The organism is Stenotrophomonas sp. YJH_SMC_131 (assembly GCF_059367975.1).
Genome location: NZ_JCAFRJ010000001.1, coordinates 211,075 through 233,578, shown reverse-complemented (window position 1 = coordinate 233,578; position 22,504 = coordinate 211,075). Strand labels below are relative to the sequence as shown.

General features: G+C 67.5%; 18 protein-coding genes. 11 read left to right on the top strand and 7 right to left on the bottom strand.

The features are described from left to right. Positions 1 to 24 precede the first annotated feature (24 nt). Entirely contained in the window at positions 25 to 762 is a 738-nt protein-coding gene (locus AC5P56_RS00980) for a pteridine reductase (RefSeq protein WP_014648427.1), read from the bottom strand. A 59-nt stretch (positions 763 to 821) separates the two neighbouring features. Between AC5P56_RS00980 and AC5P56_RS00975 the strand changes: the two genes are divergently transcribed. Next, positions 822 to 2,006 carry a class I SAM-dependent methyltransferase gene (locus tag AC5P56_RS00975; protein ID WP_014648426.1) on the top strand — a complete coding sequence of 395 codons (1,185 nt, stop codon included), beginning with the start codon at positions 822 to 824 and terminating at the stop codon, positions 2,004 to 2,006. Beyond that, on the top strand, positions 2,003 to 2,395 hold the full coding sequence (locus AC5P56_RS00970; protein WP_049439957.1) for a VanZ family protein: 393 nt from the start codon (positions 2,003 to 2,005) through the stop codon (positions 2,393 to 2,395). Before AC5P56_RS00975 ends, AC5P56_RS00970 begins: the two co-directional genes overlap by 4 nt. 116 nt (positions 2,396 to 2,511) lie before the next feature. Here the strand turns inward: AC5P56_RS00970 and AC5P56_RS00965 are convergent, their stop codons facing one another. The 3 genes from AC5P56_RS00965 to AC5P56_RS00955 all read right to left on the bottom strand — a co-directional run bounded on the left by AC5P56_RS00965 (position 2,512) and on the right by AC5P56_RS00955 (position 8,807). Next, the gene (locus AC5P56_RS00965) at positions 2,512 to 4,869 is read right to left on the bottom strand and encodes a beta-N-acetylhexosaminidase (protein WP_495231396.1); all 2,358 of its coding nucleotides are present in this window, start codon (positions 4,867 to 4,869) and stop codon (positions 2,512 to 2,514) included. Between the two features lie 111 nt (positions 4,870 to 4,980). Beyond that, complete coding sequence (locus AC5P56_RS00960) at positions 4,981 to 7,644, bottom strand: TonB-dependent receptor (RefSeq protein WP_046432541.1); 2,664 nt, start codon at positions 7,642 to 7,644, stop codon at positions 4,981 to 4,983. 143 nt (positions 7,645 to 7,787) lie between these two features. Beyond that, positions 7,788 to 8,807 (bottom strand): glucokinase family protein, encoded by a 1,020-nt coding sequence (locus AC5P56_RS00955; RefSeq protein ID WP_111205667.1) that lies wholly within the window; start codon positions 8,805 to 8,807, stop codon positions 7,788 to 7,790. Positions 8,808 to 9,182: 375 nt separating this feature from the next. On the opposite strand from AC5P56_RS00955, the gene AC5P56_RS00950 reads away from it, so the two are divergent. From AC5P56_RS00950 to AC5P56_RS00925, 6 genes are all read left to right on the top strand, one after another. After that, entirely contained in the window at positions 9,183 to 10,472 is a 1,290-nt protein-coding gene (locus tag AC5P56_RS00950; RefSeq protein WP_495231395.1) for a sugar MFS transporter, read from the top strand. A gap of 39 nt (positions 10,473 to 10,511) precedes the next feature. Then, the gene (locus AC5P56_RS00945) at positions 10,512 to 11,579 is read left to right on the top strand and encodes a LacI family DNA-binding transcriptional regulator (RefSeq protein ID WP_005411045.1); all 1,068 of its coding nucleotides are present in this window, start codon (positions 10,512 to 10,514) and stop codon (positions 11,577 to 11,579) included. A gap of 7 nt (positions 11,580 to 11,586) precedes the next feature. Then, on the top strand, positions 11,587 to 12,615 hold the full coding sequence (locus AC5P56_RS00940) for an SIS domain-containing protein (RefSeq protein ID WP_049439950.1): 1,029 nt from the start codon (positions 11,587 to 11,589) through the stop codon (positions 12,613 to 12,615). After that, positions 12,615 to 13,763: an N-acetylglucosamine-6-phosphate deacetylase gene (nagA, locus tag AC5P56_RS00935; RefSeq protein ID WP_049439947.1), complete on the top strand. Its 1,149-nt coding sequence runs from the start codon at positions 12,615 to 12,617 to the stop codon at positions 13,761 to 13,763. The genes AC5P56_RS00940 and nagA overlap by 1 nt, the downstream gene beginning before the upstream one ends. Further along, positions 13,763 to 14,830, top strand: a complete 1,068-nt coding sequence (locus AC5P56_RS00930; RefSeq protein WP_111205670.1) for an acyltransferase family protein — start codon at positions 13,763 to 13,765, stop codon at positions 14,828 to 14,830. Before nagA ends, AC5P56_RS00930 begins: the two co-directional genes overlap by 1 nt. Positions 14,831 to 15,085: 255 nt before the next feature. Beyond that, entirely contained in the window at positions 15,086 to 18,112 is a 3,027-nt protein-coding gene (locus AC5P56_RS00925) for an autotransporter family protein (RefSeq protein ID WP_495231394.1), read from the top strand. Here the strand turns inward: AC5P56_RS00925 and AC5P56_RS00920 are convergent. Both AC5P56_RS00920 and AC5P56_RS00915 read right to left on the bottom strand, forming a co-directional pair. Next, positions 18,031 to 18,453, bottom strand: coding sequence for a hypothetical protein (locus tag AC5P56_RS00920; RefSeq protein WP_197574727.1), 423 nt, complete (start codon positions 18,451 to 18,453; stop codon positions 18,031 to 18,033). The genes AC5P56_RS00925 and AC5P56_RS00920 overlap by 82 nt on opposite strands. A gap of 31 nt (positions 18,454 to 18,484) precedes the next feature. Then, the gene (locus AC5P56_RS00915; protein WP_164077488.1) at positions 18,485 to 18,919 is read right to left on the bottom strand and encodes a hypothetical protein; all 435 of its coding nucleotides are present in this window, start codon (positions 18,917 to 18,919) and stop codon (positions 18,485 to 18,487) included. A 408-nt stretch (positions 18,920 to 19,327) separates the two neighbouring features. Between AC5P56_RS00915 and AC5P56_RS00910 the strand changes: the two genes are divergently transcribed. The 3 genes from AC5P56_RS00910 to AC5P56_RS00900 are packed head-to-tail and all read left to right on the top strand — an operon-like array spanning position 19,328 to position 21,187. Beyond that, the gene (locus AC5P56_RS00910) at positions 19,328 to 20,371 is read left to right on the top strand and encodes a S41 family peptidase (protein ID WP_262216800.1); all 1,044 of its coding nucleotides are present in this window, start codon (positions 19,328 to 19,330) and stop codon (positions 20,369 to 20,371) included. Continuing rightward, positions 20,368 to 20,703, top strand: a complete 336-nt coding sequence (locus AC5P56_RS00905) for a hypothetical protein (protein ID WP_014648413.1) — start codon at positions 20,368 to 20,370, stop codon at positions 20,701 to 20,703. Before AC5P56_RS00910 ends, AC5P56_RS00905 begins: the two co-directional genes overlap by 4 nt. 49 nt (positions 20,704 to 20,752) lie before the next feature. Further along, the gene (locus tag AC5P56_RS00900) at positions 20,753 to 21,187 is read left to right on the top strand and encodes an SseB family protein (protein ID WP_005419309.1); all 435 of its coding nucleotides are present in this window, start codon (positions 20,753 to 20,755) and stop codon (positions 21,185 to 21,187) included. A 79-nt stretch (positions 21,188 to 21,266) separates the two neighbouring features. Here the strand turns inward: AC5P56_RS00900 and AC5P56_RS00895 are convergent, their stop codons facing one another. Then, positions 21,267 to 22,487, bottom strand: a complete 1,221-nt coding sequence (locus tag AC5P56_RS00895; RefSeq protein WP_053495110.1) for a multifunctional CCA addition/repair protein — start codon at positions 22,485 to 22,487, stop codon at positions 21,267 to 21,269. Between the last annotated feature and the right edge of the window lie 17 nt (positions 22,488 to 22,504).

Below are 22,504 nucleotides of genomic sequence, written 5' to 3'. Positions count from 1 at the left end.
CCCGTTGTGGACCCCGGCAACCTTTCAGCTGACCGTACGCCCGCCGTCCACGCGCAGGGTGTGGCCGGTGACGAAGCTGGCCTCGGCCACCAGCCAGTACACCGCCTCGGCGATCTCCTCGACGGTGCCGATCCGCGCCAAAGGCGTGCGTGCCAGCAGCGCTTCGCGGGCGAAATCATCCTTGCCCTGTTCCGGCCACAGGATCGCACCCGGTGCTACTGCATTGACCCGCACCTTTGGCGCCAGCTCCAGCGCCAGCGCGCGCGTTGCCATCTCCAGCGCGGCCTTGGCCATGGTGTAGGCGATGTGGTCACGCATCGGGTCGGTGCCGTGCAGGTCGGTGAGGTTGACGATGCAGCCCTGCTGGCGGCGCAGGTAGGGCGCTGCCGCCTGTGACAGCAGCAGCGGCGCGCGTGCATTGACCGCATACAGCGCGTCCATCGCCTCGGCGGTGACCTGGCCGAGCGGGGTGGGGAAGAAGTTGGAGGCGTTGTTGACCAGCGCGTCCAGGCGGCCGAAGTGGGTGACGGCCTGTTCGACCAGATCGGCCAGGGCGTCGGCGTCACGCAGGTCGGCCTGCAGGGCCAGCACGCTGCCCGGGCGCACGTTGTCGAAATCGAACGCAGCCTGCTGCAGCTCGGCGCTGGAGGTGTTGGCGTGCAGCACCACCGACCAGCCACAGGCGTGGAACTGGCGGGCGATGGCCGCACCGATCCGGCGCGCGCTGCCGGTGATCAGGACCACGGGGTGGGTATCGCTCATCGAGGGTCCTCCAAGGCTCGGCTATCCTGTGCACCATTGTCACCGCATTCGAAGACGCCATGCAGCCCACCTTCCCCCTGCCCGAAGCCGATGCCCTGGCCCACAGCGACCAGCTGGCCGCTGCCCTGCGCGCCGAAATCCTTGCGCAGGGCGGGGCAATGCCGTTCTCCCGCTTCATGGAGCTGTGCCTGTACACCCCCGGCTGGGGCTATTACAGCGCCGGCGCCAGCAAATTCGGCGGCAGTGGCGACTTCACCACCGCGCCCGAGCTCGGCAGCCTGTTCGCCGGCAGCGTGGCCAACGCGCTGGCGCCGGTGTTCGCCCAGCTGGGTACGCAGGCGCGGATGCTGGAACTGGGCGGTGGTACCGGCGCCTTCGCCGAAGCGGTGCTGCTGCGCCTGGCCGAGCTGGACGCGCTGCCGTCGCGCTACGCCATCCTCGAACCCAGCGCCGACCTGCGCGAGCGCCAGCAACAGCGCCTGCAGCAGAACCTGCCGGCCGAGCTGGCCGCACGCGTGGACTGGGTCGATCGCCCGTTCGAAGAGGACTGGGAGGGCGTGGTGTTTGCCAACGAAGTGATCGACGCGCTGCCGACGCCGCGCTTCCTGATCCGGGATGGCGAGGTCTACGAGGAAACCGTGGAACTGGACGCCGAAGGCAACTTCATCCGTGGTGCGCAGCCGGCCGACATCCTGCTCAACGGTGCGGTGCGCCACATCGAGCGCTACCTGGAGCGCCCCTTCGCCGAGGGCTACCGTTCCGAGGTGCTGCCGCAGCTGCCGTACTGGTTGCAGGCGGTGGCGGGCGGCCTGCAGCGCGGTGCGATGCTGTTCATCGACTACGGTTACAACCGTGGCGAGTTCTACCAGCACGACCGCGATGAGGGCACCGTACGCGCGTTCTACCGCCACCACGTGCACAACGACGTGCACCGCTGGCCGGGGCTGCAGGACATCACCGCGTCGGTGGATTTCACTGCGATGGCCGAGGCCGGCATGCACGGCGGTTTCGAGCTGGCGGGCTACTGCAGCCAGGCCAGCTTCCTGCTCGGCAACGGCCTGGACCAGGTGCTGTCGCTGGCCGAGGAGCGCACTGATGAGGTCGGCCGCATCCAGCTGCGCGACCAGGTGAAGAAGCTGACCCTGCCGACCGAGATGGGGGAGCGCTTCCAGGCGATCGGCCTGCAGCGCGGCGTCGACTTCGAGCCCGCCTTCGAGCTGGGTGACCTGAGCTGGCGCCTGTGAGCGATGCACTGCCGCTGATCAAGCCGCTGCGGCGGCCGCGGCTGTGGGCCGCACTGTGGTTCAGCGCGGTGCTGCTGGTGATCGTGGTCTGCCTGATCCCACCGCCACCGATTCCGTTGCCGGAAAACGGCGACAAGGGTGAGCACTTCCTCGCCTATTTCATCCTGGCTGGCAGCGCGGTACAGCTGTTCCGGCACGGACGTCCGCTGCTGTGTGTGGGCGTGGGCCTGGTGCTGATGGGGATCGGCATCGAGTTCGCGCAGGGCGCATTGACCGATGACCGCATGGCCGATCCGATGGACGCGCTGGCCAACATGATCGGCGTGCTGGCCGGCCTGGCTACGGCACTGACCCCGCTGCGCGATCTGCTGCTGCGCTGGCGCGGGTAAAGTTCCTGTAGAGCCGACCCATGCTCGGCTTCCTCCCAAAGGCAGCCGAGCATGGGCTCGGCTCTACAGTAGATCCACGCCATGCGTGGATCGATTGCGCCAGGACAGGCTTGGGGTCACTTCCCCAGCGTGACCTCATCCAGCACCCACATCGCCGGGCGCGTGTCGCCGGTGAAGTTGATGCACAGGTCACCGGTGCCCTGGGAGCCCTTCGGCAGCGTCGCACGCAGCGTCACGAAGCCATCGGCATCCGGCGTGGCCGGCAGCGGCACTTCGGCCAGCACCTTGCCGCTGCAGTCGCCGCGACGCACCAGCATCTCGCCATGCGCACGCTTGGCCTTCTCGAAGCGACGCTTGGGCTCGTCGTGGGCCAGCTGGAAGTAGTACGGAATACGCCCCGCGCGGACTTCCACGCTGCCGATGCCGTCCAGCTGTGCCTGTGGCCAGCGCCAGCATGGCTGGAAGATGTCCACGTTGAACACTGCGCGGTTTCCCTCGCGCGGGCCATCGTCTTCCAGGCGCAGCACCAGCCCCTTCTTGCCTACGCAGCTGAGCAGTTCGTCACTGCGGCGGCTGAGCAGCGATTGCGCACTGAAGTCCGCGACCGTCGGCTTCGCCGCCAGCATCTGGCCCTGGTAGAACGCGGCGGCCTGCACCGTGGTCGGCAGCGTACTGGTCAGCGGCTGCCGGTACAGCGGCGACTGCGCCGTCACCGGCTGGCCATCGGTGCTGTAGCGCACTTCATAGCCCAGCGGGTTGGCCAGCGACACGGTCACCGTGTTGGCGGCGCGGTTGTCGGTGTAGTCCACGCCCACTTCGAACGGGGTCTGCGCGTAGGCCAGGCCCCAGGCGCGGTAGCGTTGCAGCTGCGCGGGCAGGCGCGCGAGGAAATCGCGGAAGTCGCGATGTTCCGGCGTGCTCCAGCCGGTCTCGGCCACCGCGGCCAGGCGCGGGAACAGGTTGTGCTGCAGGCGCGCATAGGTGCGCGTGTGTTCGGTGAACATGTTGGCCTGCAGGCCGAGGATGTGCCCGCGCTTGTCAGCGGCCAGCTCGGCCGGCACGGGCTCGAAGTTGTACATCTTGCCGAGGTTGACCTGGGCCGGGCGGCCCGGCGGTTCGTTCGGCGAGGCCGTCTGCAGGTAATCCAGATAGAGGTAGCCCACGGGCGACATGACCACGTCATGGCCAGCACTGGCCGCGGCCAGGCCACCTTCGGTGCCCTGCCAGGACATCACCGTGGCCTGCGGCGGCAGCCCGCCTTCAAGGATTTCATCCCAGCCGATCAGGCGCCGGTCGTGCTCCTCCAGGAAGGTCTCCAGGCGCTTGATGATGTGGCTCTGCATGGCCATTTCATCCTTGATGCCCAGCGCACGCATGCGCTGCTGGACCTGCCTGGAGGCTTCCCACTGGTCCTTGACCGCCTCGTCGCCGCCGACGTGCACGTACTTGGCCGGGAACAGTTCGATCACTTCCTCCAGTACGTTCTCGAGGAAGGTGACAGTACTGTCTTCCACGTTGAACAGGTTCGGGAACACGCCCCATTCGCTGATCGGCTTCAGCGGGGTATCGATCGAACCCAGTTCCGGGTACGCGGCAATCGCCGCGGTCGCGTGCCCCGGCACATCGATTTCCGGAATCACCTGGATATGCAGCTTCGCGGCATAGGCAATCACTTCGCGGATCTGGTCCTGCGTGTAGAAGCCGCAATACGGATGCTCCTTGCCAGTGCCCGGATCGGTGCCACCGTCGCCGGCCGGCAGGCGGCAGCTGCCCACTCCGGTCAGCTTCGGATAGCGCTTGATCTCCATGCGCCAACCCTGGTCATCGGTCAGGTGCCAATGGAAGGTGTTGAGCTTGTGCGCGGCCATTGCGTCGAGCACGCGCTTGATCTCGTCCAGGCTCTGGAAATGCCGCGCCGAGTCGAGCATGAAACCGCGCCAGCTGAAGCGTGGCGCGTCCTGGATCTGCACCGCTGGCAGCACGCCGTTGCTGCCGCCGGTGGCGAGCTGGGCGAGGGTGGTTGCGCCGTAGAACAGGCCGGTTTCGTTGCCGGCCTGTACCACTACGCCCTGTGCGGTGCTTTCCAGCGTGTAGCCCTCGCCGCTGTCGCGGAAGGTGGGCACGATCTGGAAGCGGATGCCACCGGTCCTGGCCGCCGCCTTGCCCTTGGCCAGCCCCAGGCGCGGGCCGCCACTGCGCGCCAGCAGGTCGGCGAACTGGCTGGCGACGCGCTGTGCGGCCTCGCCTTCGGCCTGCAGCACGGTATCGGCGCGCACGGTGATGCCGCTGCCCTGGCCAGGCTGCACATTGCTGGGGGCGGGAATCAGCATCAGGCTGCCGGCACGCAGCTGCGGGCCGGGTGCCTCAGCGGCCGGCATGGGGTCGGCGGCAAGTGCCGGCAGTGCCGGCAACAGGGCGAGCAGGCTGCCCAGCAGCACTGCGCTGCGCATCCGGGCGCGGGAAGGCTTGACCATCGGTACGACTCCTTGGAACGGTGCGATGAACGCTATACATGAAAAACGCCGGGCCCGGAATGACCCAGGCCCGGCGTGCGTGCACGACTCGGCGATGTTGCCGCCGCTGGATCAGTACTTGAAGCGGAAGTTGAGGTAGTACTGGCGACCGTTGCTGTAGAACGAGGTCGGGATGGCCGCGGTCTGGTAGTACTTGTAGGTCGGGTTGTTGAGGTTCAGGCCATCCAGGGTGATGCTCAGCCAGTCGGTGGCCTTGTAGCTCAGCGACGCCGACAGCGTGCCGAAGTCATCCTGGTAGTACGGATTGGTGCCCGACAGGCTGATCAGGAACGAGGAACGGCGGGTATAGCTGACGCGGGCGCCAAAGCGCTCGTTCTCGAAGTAGGCACCCACGTTGTAGGTGTTCTTCGAGGTGCCCAGCAGATTGTGCGAGCCGTCCGACCAGGTGTGCGAGGTGGTGCCGTTGGCGTAGGTGTAATTGGCATTGACGCCGAAGTACTCGCCGATCGGCTGTTCGTAGGCCACTTCCACGCCGGTGACCTTGCCGTCGGCATTGATCGGGGTGGAGATCTGGTAGGTCTCAAGCTGGTTGGTCAGTTCGCTGTACAGCTGGCGCGAGACCACGTCGAAGGCGATGTAGTCCTTCAGGTTCATGTGGTACGCGCCCACCGACAGCAGGCCGCGCGGCATGAAGTACCACTCCAGGTTGGCGTCCAGGTTGGTCGACAGGGTCGGCTTGAGGTTCGGATTGCCACCGCCGCCGGTGCGGTTCAGGTCCGAACCGTACGAGGAGGCACCCAGTGCCGAGTAGTCCGGCAGGGTCTGGGTCTGCGAGGCGGCGACGCGCAGCACCAGCGAGTCGTCCAGGTCGAACTTGATGTTGGCGCTGGGCAATACGCGGTTGCGCTTGTTCTGGAAGGCCAGGCGCTCCCACATGCCGAACAGGCTGCTGACATCGGCATCGGCGGCCTTGCTGACGGCGTTGTAGGTGTCGATGTCCTGCTTGATGTTGACGTAGCGCAGGCCGACGTTGCCGCTCCACCAGTCGCCGCGGAAGTTGGCCTGCACGTAGCCGGCGAAGTTCTTTTCCTTCACCTTCCACTCGGCGCCATAGTTGTGGCGACCGGTCGGGCCATCATTGCCGGCCAGCCAAGTGGAGTTGTTGGTCACCGCGTCCTTCAGCGCGCCCGGGGTGAAGTACCAGAGGTTGCGCGGGAAGGTGCCGCCGATGTCACCGGCAAAGCCGCTGGGATAGTTGGCCGTCGCGCCGTTCTTCAGCGCGCTCCAGATGTCACCCGGGGTTGCACCTTCCGGCGACAGCGCTTCGCGCTTGTGGTCGGCGAAACGCAGGCCGAAGTCGATCGAGCTCAGCACGCCGCCATCGTTGAAGTACTGGTTGAAATCGAGCGTGGCCCACTTCTCCTTGTCTTCAGCGGTGACCTGCTGGTTGCCCCAGGTGCCGAAGCTGGTCACGCCGTTGGGCGAGATGTCGCCGCCGACGTTCCAGTCGATCGGCGAGCCATTGCCGTGGGTAGCCCAGCTGGCGCCGCCGCCGTTGGCCAGGGTGACCTCGGCGATGTACTGGCGCGGCGTCTCGCCGGTACCCTTGGTGCTGCCGGCCTGGAACTTGGCGGTCAGGCTGTCGCTGATCTGCCAGTCGGCATCGAAGGTGACATAGCTCGACTTGGCCTTCGACTCGCGGTAGATCATGTCGTACACCGCATAGTCGGTGCCGGGCACGCCCTTGTAGTTGGCGTTGGTCAGCACGCCGTCCTTGACCACATAGCCCGGATCCGGCGCCTGCGACTTGGCGAAGCTGTTGCCGAACATCATGAAGTTGCGGTTGTAGTTGTTCGCCTTCAGCTCGGAGCTGAAACCATTGAGGCCGAGGGTGAGGCTGTCGCTCGGCTTGAACTGCAGCGAGACCAGGCCGCCCTTGCGCTCGCGGGTCTGTTCGAACAGGGTCGAACCCAGCAGGCCCGGAACGTTGACGCCGATCAGGTCCGGATTGGTCCTGGCGACCGGATCGTTTGCGCCGATCTTGAAGAAGCCACCCGGGATTTCCTGCGCTTCACGGCGCAGTTCGCGCTTCTGGCTGAAGCCCTGCACCATCACGCCGAAGGTGCCTTCGTCGTTCTTGTAGTTGAACAGCGCCGAATATTGCGGGTCGTTCGACTTGGCCTGGTCCGAGCGCACCAGGCCGATCGAGCCTTCCGCGGTGAACGGCTTGGAGAATTCCAGTGGCTTGCGGGTGATGATGTTGACGGTACCGGTGGTGCCGCCGTCCTGCAGCTTGGCCTGCGAGGACTTGTTCACTTCCACCGAGCTGACCAGTTCGGACGGCAGCAGCGAGTAGCTGACGCTGCGGCCGACGTTGTTGCCCTGGCTGAGCACGAACCAGTCGGCCGAACCGACGGTGTGGCCGTTGATCAGGGTCTGGGTCAGGCTCGGGCTGGTGCCGCGCAGGCTGACACGGTCGGCTTCGTCGAAACCGCCTTCATCGGCGCTGGACGAGCTGATGTTGACGCCCGGCAGGCGCTGCAGGGTGTCGGCGACGTTGTGCGCCGGCAGCTTGCCCACGTCCTCGGCGGTGACCACTTCCACGCGCGCATTGGCTTCGCGCTTGGTGTCCAGCGATTTTTCCATCGAACCACGGATGCCGGTAACGGTCACGGTGTCCAGGTCGGTGGCGGTCGGGGCAGCCTGCTGCGCGTGCGCACTGAAGGCGATGCAGCTGACGATGGCGGCCGAAAGCAGGGTCTTGCGGGTATTCATGATGTCTCTCCTCATCACTCGATTGGATGCCGGCGGCGGTGTTCGATAACGGTTGCGATGACATGCGCGGGGCGGCGGCGAAGTCCCGTGCGTTGGCGTGCCACGTACTGCGTGCTGCGATTGCGTTGAAGCCTGTTGCGGTGTCAGGCGGCCGACTGCTGCTGCAGGTACCAGCTGGCAGCGCCGACCACGCCCAGCTGGCCGTGTTCGACGACCTTCACCGGGATGCGTGCCAGTGCTTCGCCCATCGGCCCCTTCTGCAGGTAGCGTTCGACGAAGGTGCTGGCGTGCAGGTATTCGCGGATCTGCGGCAGGATGCCGCCGGCCAGGTAGACGCCACCGTGGGCACCATAGAACAGGGCCATGTCGCCGATGGTGCTGCCGAGCAGGCCGCAGAACACATCCAGCGCCTGGCGCGCATGCGCATCGGTGTCGGCCATGGCGGCGGCGGTGACCGCATCGGGGCTGGCCAGGGTCGGCGCCTGCCCCTGCAGCGCGCAGACCGCGCGGTACAGGTTCATCAGGCCGGGGCCGGAGATCGCATGTTCGATCGACACGTGGGCGCGGTCGCGCTGCATGTGGCGGACGATGGCCATTTCCAGTTCGGTGCTGGCCGCCAGGGTCGGCTGGCCGGCTTCGGTCGGCAGGACCACCGGACCATGCGCAGTGGGGATCCACAGCGCGGCGCCGAGGCCGGTGCCGGGGCCGACCACCAGGGTCGGGCCACGCGTGCCGGTGTCCGGCCCGCACAGGTGCAGCACCCCGCTGGCGTCCACCTGCGCAGCGGCATAGGCCACCGCTTCGAAGTCGTTGACGATGTAGACCCGCTGCAGGCCGACGTCGGCCTCCACCTGGCGCGCCGACAGTGGCCACGGCAGGTTGGCGGTGATCACCGTGCCGTCCTCGCGGGCGTAGCCGGCGCTGGCAACCACGCAATGCGTGGGCCGCGGGCCTTCGCCGAGGAAGTCGGACAGGATCGCGCTGAGGCCGGCATGGTCGGCGTTGCGGTACTTGCGGTATTCCAGCACCTGCACCGGATGGGCGGTGTCACCGCTGGCCTGGACCCGGGCCACGCGCACATGGGTGCCACCGACGTCCGCGGCCAGGAACGAGGGCGCGACGCGGGACAGGACATGCGACGGGGCGGGGTGGCTGGCGGTCACGCGGGCTCCTGCTGCAGGTGGGGCCGGCCCCGGGATCGGGGGCAGCGATTGGGGCGGAGTCTGTAACCGCCCTGACAACGATGTCAACGAGTTCGTGACACTTTCGTTGCTGCGCCGCAACGAATGCGACAGGCAGTAAACGTTTACATGGCGTGAGTGCGGGTTTCACGTGGGAACCGTTGCTGCATGGGGCTCTAGGTCTGGCGCGCATTCAGCGCGGAGCACCGCAATCGACTTGCGCAGTGCAGCACGAGGTTGAAGGGGCGTGCATGGAAGTTGACAAACCGCCGTTGTCCACCGAAAGAATGTGACAACGTTGTTCCCAGCCACTCTCCGACGCCGCGTTCTGCGGCTGTCGCCGCAGGAGCCCTCCTGATGTCCGCCGTCCCCGCTGCAAGCGCGCGCCCGAACGTGGCCACCTCCATCGCCATCGTCGGCGTGTTGTTCTTCCTGATCGGCTTCTTCACCTGGCTCAACGGCCCGTTGATCACCTTCGTCAAGCTCGCCTTCGAGCTCAGCGAGGTCGGCGCCTTCCTGGTGCTGATGGTGTTCTACCTGTCCTACTTCTTCCTGGCGCTGCCCTCGTCGTGGATCCTGCGCCGTACCGGCATGAAGAAGGGCCTGAGCCTGAGCCTGCTGGTGATGGCCGGTGGCGCGGCATTGTTCGGCGAATTCGCCACCCAGCGCTGGTACCCCGGCGCACTGGGCGGCCTGTTCGTGATCGGCAGCGGCCTGGCCCTGCTGCAGACGGCCATCAACCCGTACATCTCGATCCTTGGGCCGATCGAAACGGCGGCGCGGCGCATCGCGTTGATGGGCATCTGCAACAAGATCGCCGGCATCCTGGCGCCGATCCTGATCGGCACGGTGGTGCTGCATGGCATTGGCGATCTGGACGTGCAGGTGCAGGCGGCCGATGCCGCGACCAAAGCCGTGCTGCTGAACCAGTTCGCCGCCAAGATCCATGCCCCGTACCTGGCCATGGCGGCGCTGCTGGTGGTGTTGTCGGTGGCGATCCTGTTCTCGCCGCTGCCGGAAATCAAATCGTCCGAAGCCAACGCTACGCCGGTGGCCGCCGGTGCGGTCGAGCGCCGCAGCATCTTCCAGTTCCCGCACCTGTGGCTGGGCGTGCTGTGCCTGTTCGTGTACGTGGGCGTGGAAGTGATGGCCGGTGATGCCATCGGCACCTACGGCCATGGCTTCAACCTGCCGCTGGACGAGACCAAGATGTTCACCGCCTTCACCCTGGGCGCGATGCTGGTCGGTTACGTGGTCGGCCTGCTGGTGATTCCGCGGGTGGTGTCGCAGTCGCGCTACCTGACCATTTCGGCGGTGCTGGGCGTGGTGTTCTGCCTGGGCGCGTGGGCAACGCACGGCTATGTGTCGGTGGCCTTCGTGGCCCTGCTGGGCTTTGCCAACGCCATGATGTGGCCGGCCATCTTCCCGCTGGCCATCCGCGGCCTGGGGCGCTTCACCGAAACCGGTTCGGCCCTGCTGGTGATGGGCATCGCCGGTGGCGCGATCATTCCGCAGCTGTTCGCCCTGCTCAAGCAGCACATCGATTTCCAGCTGACCTTCGTGCTGCTGATGGTGCCCTGCTACCTGTACATCCTGTTCTATTCGGTGGTGGGCCACCGCGTGGGCCTGCCGCAGGACCGGAGCTGATCGGCGATGATGGACGGCAGCCAACCCCAGGAAAAACCGATGCGCAGAGCGACCATCAAGGACGTTGCCGAAAAGGCCAAGGTCTCGCTGAAGACGGTATCGCGGGTGATCAACAACGAGCCCTCGGTGATGCAGGCCACCCGCGCGCGGGTGCTGCGTGCCATCGCCGAGCTCGATTACGAACCCGATCCGTCCGCGCGCAACCTGCGCAGCGGCACCACCTTCGTGATCGGGCTGGTCTACGACAACCCGAACCCGTACCACATCATCGGCGTGCAGAACGGCGTGCTCGCCGCCTGCCGCGAGACCGGGTTCGGCCTGCAGATCCATCCCTGCGATTCCAGTTCGCCGCTGCTGGCCGATGAACTGGCTGACTGGGTGCAGCGTTCGCGCCTGGCCGGGCTGGTGCTGACCGCACCGATGTCCGAGCGCCGCGACCTGATCCAGGCGCTGACCGCGCGTGGCATCAAGCTGGTGCGCATCATTGCAGCCACCGAAGATCCGGCCGACGGTGCCTGCGTGTTTGTCGACGACCGCGAGGCCGCCTACGAGATCACCGAACACCTGATCCAGCTGGGGCACCAGCGCATCGGCTTCCTCTGGGGCGGCAGCTCGCACCGCTCCTCGGGCGAACGCTATGCCGGTTATGAGGCCGCGCTGAAGGACTACGGCATGACCGTGGACAAGCACCTGGTGGTGCAGGGCGACTACACCTTCGACGACGGTTTCCGTGGCGCGCGCCGCCTGCTGGCGCTGCGCGAACCGCCTACCGCCATCTTCGGTTCCAACGACGAAATCGCTGCCGGCGTGCTGGCTGCCGCCAAGTCGGCCGGCATGAACGTGCCCTACGACCTGTCCATTGCCGGTTTCGAGGACAGCCCGTTCTCGCGCCAGTCGTGGCCGCCGCTGACCACCGCCAAGCAGGCCACCGAAGACATCGCCCGCCATGCCGCGCGCCTGCTGATCGCGCAGCTGCGCAGCGACGCCTACGACGATGCGCCGGCACCGCTGCACAACCAGGGCTTCGTGCCGCAGCTGGTGGTGCGCGGTTCGACCGCGCCGATGCGCCCGGCCGGCGCACGCCCCCTTCCTTCCGATCCTGCCTGAGCCTGCCATGTCGCTGTCAGACCCCACCGCTACCCTGATGTTCGCCGAGGCCGCTGAAGCGGCCGACGTGGTCGCGCGCCAGTTCTCGCGCAACCACGCCACCCTGGAAACCCTGGCCGCCAGCCTGCGTGCCGCGCCGCCGCCGTTCGTGGTTACCTGTGCACGCGGCAGCTCCGACCATGCCGCCACCTATGGCAAGTACCTGCTGGAAACCCAGCTGGGGCTGGTGGTCGCGTCGGCCTCGCCATCGGTGGGCTCGGTCTACGCCGCACCATTGCAGCTGCGCGGCGCACTGTTCATCGTCATTTCGCAGTCGGGCAAGAGCCCGGACCTGCTGCGCAACGCCGAGGCGGCCAAGGCCGCCGGCGCGCGCGTGATCGCGCTGGTCAACGTCGAGGATTCACCGCTGGCGCAGCTGGCCGACACGGTCATCCCGCTGCATGCCGGCCCCGAGAAGAGCGTTGCAGCGACCAAGAGCTACCTCGCCTCGCTGGCCGCATTGCTGCAGCTGGCCGCGTACTGGAAGCAGGACAGCAGCCTGCGTGCGGCGCTGGACCTGCTGCCGGACGCGATGCGTGAAGCCTGGCAGTGCGACTGGAGCGCGGTGACCGAGGGCCTGGTCGAGGCCACCAACCTGTTCGTGCTCGGCCGCGGCCTGGGCCTGGGTGCGGCGCAGGAAGCGGCGCTGAAGTTCAAGGAAACCTGCAGCCTGCACGCCGAAGCCTACAGCTCGGCTGAAGTGAAGCACGGCCCGATGGCGCTGGTTGATCGTGGTTTCCCGGTGCTGGCCTTCGCCCAGCCGGACGAAACCGGCGCCGGTACCCGTGCGGTGGTCGATGAGTTCACCGCACGCGGCGCGCAGGTATGGTTGGCCGGTGCTGGCGGCAACCTGCCGGTGGCGGCCGCACCGCATCCGCTGTGCGCACCGCTATTGACCGTGCAGAGCTTCTATCGCGCCATCAATGCGCTGGCGCTACGCCGTGGCTTCAACCCGGACCTGCCGCCGCATCTGAACAAGGTTACGGAGACGGTGTGATGGTGACGGTGCTGCGCAATGCCCGCATCCTGGCCGGCGATGAGTTCCGCGACGACCTGGCGGTGGTGATCGAGGACGGTCGCATCAGCGCGCTGCTGCCCGACGCAGCACCGCAGCTGGGCCACGCGGCCGAGCAGGTGGACCTGGGGGGCGGCTGGCTGCTGCCCGGCTTCATCGATGTGCAGGTCAATGGCGGCGGCGGCGCGCTGTTCAACAACACGCCGGACGTGGCGGCACTGCGCACCATCGCGCAGGCGCACCGCCGCTTCGGTACCACCGCGATGCTGCCGACGCTGATCAGCGATGACGTGGCGGTAATGCGCGAAGCCATCGGTGCGATGCGCGAGGCCATCACGCAGGGCGTGCCGGGCGTGATCGGCATCCACCTGGAAGGCCCGTACATCGCGCCGGCACGCAAGGGTACGCACGATGCCAGCAAGTTCCGCGTGCCGGATGAAGAAGAGATCGCATTGGCCGCGTCGCTGGATAACGGCGTGACCCTGCTGACGCTGGCGCCGGAGCGCGTGCCGCTGGAGACCATCCGTGCGCTGGTCGAGCGTGGCGTGATCGTCGCTGCTGGGCACACTGCAGGCACCTACGAAGAGATCCGCGCCGGCCTGGATGCCGGCGTGCGCGGCTTCACCCATCTGTACAACGCAATGTCGCCGCTGCAAGGGCGTGAGCCCGGCGCGGTGGGCGCTGCGCTGGAAGACCGCGACAGCTGGATCGGCATCATCGTCGATGGCGTGCATGTGCACCCGGCCAGCCTGCGCGTGGCGTTGGCGGCCAAGCCGCGCGGTCGCCTGCTGCTGGTGACCGATGCGATGCCGCCGGTTGGAGCCGACGATCCCAGCTACGTGCTGTATGGCGAAACCATCACCGCCATCGATGGCGTGGTGCGCAATGCCGCCGGTTCGTTGGCCGGCTCGGCGCTGGACATGGCCACCGCCGTGCGCAATACCGTGCAGCTGCTCGGCCAACCGCTGGCCGAAGCGGCGCGCATGGCGTCGACCTATCCGGCGCAGTTCCTCAACGTCGACGACCGCCTTGGCCACATCGCCGAGGGCTACCAGGCCGACCTGGTGCTGCTGGATGACGCCCTGCAGGTGCGTGGTACCTGGATTGCCGGACAGTACGAGGCCGCCTGATGAACAGTACGCCGCCACGCCGTCTGGGCTCGATCGATGCCCTGCGCGGCATCACCGTGGCGGCGATGCTGCTGGTCAACAATCCGGGCGACTGGAGTGCGGTGTTCGCGCCGCTGCGTCACTCGGAATGGCATGGCTGCACGCCCACCGACCTGGTGTTCCCGTTCTTCCTGTTCCTGGTGGGTATGTCGATGGCCTTCAGCGTGGCACCGCGCGCGCTGGATGCCGCTGCACGGCCAGCATTGGCGCGCGGGGTGCTGGAGCGTGCACTGCGCATCCTGCTCGCCGGCGCGTTGCTGCACCTGTTGATCTGGTGGGCGCTGCATACCCATCACTTCCGCATCTGGGGCGTGCTGCAGCGGATTGCGGTATGCGCAGCGTTGGTGGGTGTTCTGGCGGTGTATGCGCGGCCGCGCGTGCAGGCTGGCGTGCTGGTCACGCTGCTGGTGGGCTACACCGTGCTGCTGCTGGGCATCGGTGATCTGGCGCCATGGACCAACCCGGCCAGCCGCCTGGACACCACGCTGTTCGCACCGTGGATCTACCAGTGGCACGCCGATACCGGACTGGGCCATGACCCGGAAGGATTGCTGAGCACGCTGGGTGCGCTGGCCAGTACCGTGCTCGGCCTGATTGCCGGTGGCCTGCTGCGCAACGGTCGTGCGGCGGCATTGGCTGGCCTGGGTGTGGCAACCGCCGTGCTGGGGCTGCTGCTGGCCACGGTGCTGCCGTTGAACAAGCAGCTGTGGACGCCCAGCTATGTGCTGTGGACCGGCGGCCTGGCCGCGCTGGCGCTGTGGCTGGGCCACGTGTTGATCGACCAGAAGCGATGGCCGCCGCTGGGCCGCCGTTTCGGGGTCAACGCAATTACCGCATATCTTGGCGCGTCGGTGATGTCGGTGGCGCTGATGGCGACCGGCGCGTGGGGCTGGATCTGGCAGCAACTGGCCGCCGCGATGCCGCACGCGCTCGAGCTGGCGTCGATGCTGCAGGCGCTGGCGTTCGTCGCGCTGTGGTGGGGCGTGGCGTGGTGGCTGGACCGGCGGAAGATCTATCTGAAGATCTGACGGCTCCGGGTCGGATCCCTTTCCGCAGGAGGGCTCTGACCCAACCCGGGAGGCCACCTCATCCAGGCATGGGCATGACCCCGCAAAGATGAACGATTTCAGGCACGTAGAGGTGGGGTGATGCCCGATCAGGTTCGCATCTGAACTGTGATGATCGGCACGCAAATTCACCTGTCGAAACCGTTCACCATGGCGCAGACTTCGCTCGCAGTACCGCATATCCGCAGTTCCTGATCCCCTGTCCAGGAGTGCTGTATGTCCCGTGCCGTCCCGCGCGCCGTGCGTCCGCGCCGCCTCACTGTCTCCGTACTGCAGGCCCTGGCTGTTCCGTCCGTCATGCTGTTGACCGCCAGCGTTGCCTGGGCCGGCTGTGACAGCGCCGCCCCCCTCGCCGGCCAGACGGTCACCTGCGATGCCAACGCGCCGAACCCGCAGACCGTTCCCGTCACCGCCAATGCCGCCGCCGGCATCACCGTCACTGTCGCCAGCACGGCGCAGCTGCAGCAAAGCGGTGGCAGCAGCGCGATTTCGCTTGTCGGGGCCGGTGGGCACCTGTTGTCCAACCTGGGCACGATCAGTTCGGTGGGCGGCGTGGCGGTCCAGCTCGGTGGCGGCAGCCGCGTCGAGAACTCGGGCAGCATCAGCACCGGCAACAACACCGCCCTGCAGTTCGTCGGCGCCGGCGACAGCGTGCTGGTCAACCGCGGAACGATCAGCGGGCGCACCGGCGTGCAGTTCGGTGCCGGCAATGATCGCCTGGACATGCAGGCTGGCAGCATCAGCGGCAGTGTGCTGCAGGGCGATGGCAATGATGCGCTGCTGCTGGACAACGGTACGATCGACAGCGTCGACCAGGGCAGTGGCGATGACCAGATGACCGTCACCGGCGGCACCGTCACCGGCGTGGTGGCGCAGGGCAGTGGCCGCGATGATTTCGTCATGAGTGGCGGCACGGTCGGCGCGCTGCAGCAGGGCGACAACATCGATACCTTCCGCATGAGCGGTGGCCGCATCATCGGTGCGTTCGAGGATGGTGACCAGGCGTGGATGACCGCTGGCCGCATCGGCCGGGTCAACATGAAGCTGGACAAGAACCTGTGGGACCAGTCCGGCGGCACCGTGGACGGCAACGTGGTGACCGGCTTCGACACCGACACCATCATCATCTCGGGTACCGCCTACATCGGCGGCAACATCAGCGTCAGCGGCGGCAACGACAGCGTGACCATCACCGACGGCACCGTGCGCGGGCAGGTACTGCTCAGTACCGGCAACGACACCTTCAACTGGAATGGCGGCGGCATCGTCTACGGCGCGATCGACATGGGGCCGGACAACGACGTCGCCAACCTCGGCAACCTCAACCAGGGCAACCTGGGGGCGGTGCCGCTGTTCGACGGTGGCGGTGGCATCGACCAGCTCAACTTCCACAACGTCAAGACTGCCGGCGTGGGCCGCTTCCAGAACTGGGAGGCGATCAGCCTGGCCAACAGCACCGAGCTGACCTTTGATGGCGACCTGGTGCTGGGCGACAGCGGAACCGGCACCGGCACGCTCACCGTGGACGACACCAGCACCGTCTACGCGGGCAGTGGCGGCCATGCAGTCCGTCCGTTCAACAATGGTGCACTGGTGGAGATGGCCAATGCCGGGCGCATCGACCTGACCGGCACCGGCGCAGGCGACGTGTTCACCGTGCGTGGCAACTACCGTGGTGACGGCGGTGGCCTGTACCTGCGTACCGTGCTGGGTGCGGACAATTCCAGCAGCGACCGCCTGGTGATCGATGGCGGAACCGCCACCGGTACCACCGGCATCGGCGTGCTCAATGCCGGCGGCAGCGGCGCCGCCACGCTGGCCGATGGCATCCTGGTGGTGCAGGCCTTGAATGGTGGCCGCACTGCGCCGGGCGCGTTCTCGCTGTTCGCACCGGTTGCAGCCGGTGCCTACGAGTACTTCCTGTTCAAGGGTGGTGTCAGCGCCGGCACCAGCGAGAACTGGTACCTGCGATCGACGCTGGTGACCGGACCAACGCCGGCACCCAACGGCGGCGGCACTGCCACGCCACCGCCCCTGACGCCGCCGGTCGCACCGCCGCCGGCGATCACCCCGGCACCGCCGCCGCCGCCTGAAGGCGCTACCGATCCGAACCTGACCGCCGGCGAGGCCGCGCCGCCACCGCCGCCACCGGAACCGGCGCCGGTGGCGCCGCCCAGCGACCCGGCGGTGCCGGACGTGCCGGTGGCCGGCGGTGCGTTGCCCGGTACCGGCACCCCACCAACGCCGGGTGCACGCCCGGCCGAAGGCGCGGTGGTGCCGCTGTACCGCGTGGAGACCGCCGCCTACGCCGTGGTGCCACCGCTGCTGCGCGAGACCTCGCTGGCCAGCCTCGGTACCTTCCACGAGCGGCAGGGCGAACAGCGCCTGCTGTACAACCAGGGCATATTCCGCACCGCCTGGGGCCGGTTGGTGGGGCAGGGCAGCGAGATCCACTGGAAGGGTGATGCGCAGCCGGGCTTCGATGGCGATGTGATGGGCCTGCAGGCCGGTCTCGACGTGTGGGCTGCGGCGTCTGACAACCACCGCAACCAGATCGGCGTATTCGTTGGCCGCACCCGCGCGCAGGGCAAGACCACGGGTCTGGCACTGGGCTGGGAGAACGTGCAGGTAGGCCAGAACCGCCTGGATGACAAGCACGTGGGCCTGTACTGGACCTTCACCGACAGCAGTGGGGGTTACATCGACGCCGTGGCGATGCAGAGCCGCTACGACGGCCGCGTGCGTTCCTCGCGTGGGCTCGGCATCGGCCTGAGCGGCGACGGTACCAGCGTGTCGGTGGAGGCGGGCAAGCCGCTGCTGCACTTCGGGCAGTCCGCATGGTGGCTGGAACCGCAGGTGCAGGTGATCTGGCAGCGCACTTCGCTGGATGACCGTCGCGATGAAGTATCGAGCGTGCGCTTCGACAACGACAACGCCTGGACCGGCCGCATCGGCCTGCGCTTGGCGGGCGATTACCAGTTGGCCGACAACGGCTGGCAGCCGTATTTCAAGCTCAATTACTGGCATGGCCGTTCTGGTGAAGACCGCATCCGTTTCGACGACGACGTGATCATCAATTCGCAGCGCTCACGCGCGCTGGAAGCCGGCGTGGGTGTGGTCGGGCGTTTCAACCGAACGATCAGCGCCTATGCCGTGGCCGACTACACGCGCGAACTGGGCGGCGACCGCAACGAGAAGCGCCGCATCATCGAAGGCAACATCGGCCTGCGCGCGGACTGGTAGCGCCCGGTGCAGATGTCCGACCCGCTCTGGTAGGTGCCGACCTTGGTCGGCACGAATCCCACCGGCGCCATGACGTTGCTCAGGTAGGTGCCGATCTTGGTCGGCACGAATCCCGCCGGCGCCATGACGCTGCTCTGGTAGGTGCCGACCTTGGTCGGCACGAATCCCACCGGCGCCATGACGCTGCTCTGGTAGGTGCCGACCTTGGTCGGCACGAATCCCACCGGCGCCATGACGTTGCTCAGGTAGGTGCCGACCTTGGTCGGCACGAATCCCACCGGCGCCATGACACTGCTCTGGTAGGTGCCGACCTTGGTCGGCACGAATCCCACCGGCGCCATGACCTCCGCGCAGCTGAGCATAGGCTCGGCTCTACAGCAGCGGTGCGCACGCATCCGGTTCCACCAGCGCCCCGGCATGATCGGCCAGCACCACCACCGCATGCAGCAGGCCTTCCTCCACCTGCGGCGGACACTGCGCCTGCGCATCATCCATCTCGCGTGCCGACTGCGCCGCCAACAAGATGCCCCCACACGCAGACACCGCCGCCAGGCAGCGCGTCGCCTCGGCCAGGTGCCGGCCGCGCGCCTCGCTGAGTTGCCGTTCGCGCCACGCCTGGCCGTCGGCCGCGTGGCTGTGAGCGATGCCGCGCAGCCGCGCGAAGAATGCGGAGGGCGGCGCCTGTTCGTCGACTTCGGTGAGCGCATCTTCCAACGCTTCGGCTGCGGCGTTGGACAACTGCAGGCCGGGCAGTGCAGCGCCGAGCAGTGCCTGCAGGCGTGGATAGGCGGGGTAGGGCGTGTTCATGGCGGCAACCTCACGAGGCAAGGCCACCTGCGAAGCGCAAGGTGGCGGGCGGTGCGGGTTGGCGTGCCGGTCAAAATCAAAGCGAAAAAGCCGACGGATCACGAGGATCCCCACGCACCGCCCACCATGGGCAAGCCGGTGCATTGTCGCGATTGCCGTTGATGCGGCAAATCGATCGCTTCGATGTTTGATTCAGGACGCCAATCCCGGTCAGCGCAGGAAGCGCCGACGGGGCCACCTTGGCGCGTTGTGCGCCGCGATGGCATGGGCAAAGTTGCAATGTGGTGACCGCACGCAAGCCGCCTTGCTGCAACCCGCGACCGGGCCGGATACGACAGTTCGCGCGTGGCGCAAGCGATCATGCCCCGGTTATGCTGCGGTCCTGATTCAACGACAAGGAAGCGTCGCATGCAGGTTCGCAAGGGAGTGCGTCGCATCGGCGCGCTGATGCTCGTGTTGCTGGCGACCGGCGCCATGGCCGATACGCCAGGCGCGGTCGAGATGCCCTCGCCGGAGGCCCAGGCTGAGATCCTCAACCTGCTTGAACGCCAGGCGCTGTATCGCGACCGGGTGGACTGGCCCGCCATCCGCATCCGCCTGCAATCGGCGCAGGGGGATCCCGCGCAACGGCTGGCCGTTCTGCGCGAAGCCATTGCGCTCAGCACCGGCCACCATGGTGCGTGGACCACGACCCAGCGTCAGCGCGAATCCCTCGCGCGTGCGCAGCAGGCCGGTGCCGCCGCCGTGGACCGGGCCAAGGCCGCTGATGCGGTGGATGCGCGCATCGGCTGGGTGGTCATCGAGGGCTATGCCTCCTCGCCGGGCGCGACGCCGCAGGAAAAATTCCGCCAGGACATCCAGCGTGCCGCGCGGTGGCAGCAGGTCATCCGCAGCAAGGACGACGGCGCGCGCTGTGGCTGGATCGTCGACCTGCGGGACAACGGTGGCGGCTCCATGTGGCCGATGCTGCTGGGCATGGCACCGCTGCTGCGCACCTCGGTGGTGAACAATGAGGACGTCGGCGCGTTCGAAACCGCGCAAGGGCCGCAGCGCTGGACGTTGACGGCGACTGCGGTGCAGCTGGCGGGCAGGCCGCTGCTGGACTTCGGCCAGTCCGGCCATGTAGTGCGGCAGCCTGGCGCACCGGTGGCGGTGCTGTTCGGGCCCCGCACCGGCAGTTCGGGCGAGGCCTCGGTGCTGGCGTGGCGTGGCCGCCCGCAGGCGCGGAGTTTCGGCCAGCCGACCGCGGGCGTCTCCACCGGCAATGTCGTGCACACGCTTGCCGATGGCAGTCGCCTGCTGCTGACCACCAGCGTGATGCGGGACCGCAATGATCGTGGCGATGGCCTGAAGATCGAACCCGACCAACGCGTCGAGGGTGACGCGGCCACTGTGGCCGCCGCCCAGGCCTGGCTGCTGGCCCAGCCCGCCTGCCAGGTCAACCGGACATGATCCTGATCGGCCAACAGGAACGGGTGCTGATCGTCGGCCCCACCGAAGCGCACCACTGCCTGCGCTGCCAGACGGAAACCGAGTTCGCCCCGCAGCTGCGCTACAAGATGGCGCGCATCGACCTGCTGTTCGGCTTCACCTACCAGCGCCGCTACGAGCTGGCCTGCACCCGGTGCGAGCACGGCTGGGTGCTCGATACCGAGACCATGGACCAGCAGCTGGGCGGGGTGCCGATCCCGTGGCGGCACCGCTTCGGCCTGCCGTTGATGCTGGTGGGGGTCGCCGCGCTGGCGGTGGCCGGTTGGATGTGGCGGCACGGATACATCGGTTGAGGACCGGGCCTGTTAAAGTCTGCCCTGCAACCACGTACCGGAACCGACCATGGACCACGACACCCCGTTCGAACCCCTCAACGACCTCGAGGTGCGCCTGCTGCAGGCCCAGGACGGCACGCTGACCGCAGCGCAGTTCCTCGACGGCCTGCTGACCTCGACGGCGTTCGTGCTGCTGGACAAGGCCATTGGTGAGGATGGCGCCTGGGACGAGAGCATCTCGCCGCTGGTGCTGACCAGCGAGAGCGGCGAGCCGATGTTCGCGGTGTTCACCGCGCCCGAGCGCGCTGGCTTGTGGCACGAGCAGCTGCCGCAGTTTGCCCATGCCATGCCGATCGCGGTGCACGCGCTGCTGGCCGGTATCGGCGACGGCGTCGGCCTGGTGCTGAACCCGGGCCTGGACGTGGGCATGGAGATGATTCCCGATGCCGTGGCCCAGCTGAAGCAGCGTGCGGCGGCGATTACCCGTGGGATGGCGCACTGAAGCCAGTGATATAGGGGTGCCGGCCAGCGGCCGGCACTACCCATGGGAGTCGGTGCGCGGCCGCCACGGCGGTTGCGGATCAGCGGGCGGCGGCGATGGCTTTCACCCGCGCCTTGGCCAGCGCTTCGCCGATGGCCGGGCCCTTCAGATGCGTGGTATCCAGATCCCGCGCCTGCACTGACAGCGCCGCTTGGTGCAGGCGCTTGAGCGTTTCGCCCTGGGGGTAGTCGGCGTCCTCGAAGCCGAGCCGGCCGCGCTTGTCGGCCTCGCAGCACAGTGCGATGCGGGCCACGCGTTCCGGCCGGCGCAGCGCATCACAGCGGCCCAGCAGTTCCAGCACGGTGGCATCGCGCAGTTCGTCGATGCGGTGCACGTTCAAGTGCTCGCGACACACCGCTTCGGCCAGCTGCTGGTGTTCGGCGGGAATCTTCAACCGCGCACACAGTGCCTTCAAGGGCTTGATGCCGCGCTGCTCGTGCATGATGTGGCGCGGCCACTCCTCCGGCGGGGTCAGGCCCTTGCCCAGGTCATGGGTAAGCGCGGCAAAGCCGACCAGGTCATCGCCCGGCGCCAGTTTCGCGGCGGTGTCGCTGACCATTTCCTGATGGATGCCGGTATCGACCTCGGGGTGGAACTCAGCACGTTGCGGCACGCCATACAGCGCTTCCAGCTCGGGCAGGATCGGGCCCAGTGCCTGCGCATCGTGCAGCGTGCGCAGGAAGGCGGAGGGCCGTTCACTGACCAGCGCCTTGCGCAGCTCCTGCCAGACGCGCTCGGGCACCAGCGCGTCCAGCTCGCCGCTGGCGGCGACCTCGCGCATCAGCGCCATGGTCTCTTCGGCGACGGTGAAGCCCAGTGGTGCGAAGCGCGCCATGAAGCGCGCCGCGCGCAGCACGCGCAATGGATCTTCCACGAACGCGGGGCCGACATGGCGCAGCACGCGTTGCTCGATATCGCGCACACCGCCGTAGGGATCGACCAGCGTGCCGGTGTCTTCGTCGCAGGCAATCGCGTTGATGGTGAAGTCGCGGCGCTGCAGGTCTTCTTCCAGCGTCACTGCCGGGTCGGCATCGACCACGAAGCCGCGGTAGCCACGGCCGGATTTGCGCTCGGTGCGCGCCAGCGCGTATTCCTCAGCGGTCTTCGGGTGCAGGAACACCGGGAAATCGCGGCCGACGGCGGTGAAGCCCTGCGCTTCCATCTGCGCGGGCGTGGCGCCGACCACCACCCAGTCATGGTCGCCGGCAGGTCGCTGCAGCAGGCGGTCACGCACGGCGCCGCCGACAAGATAGATCTTCATGGCTGGAATCATCGCAT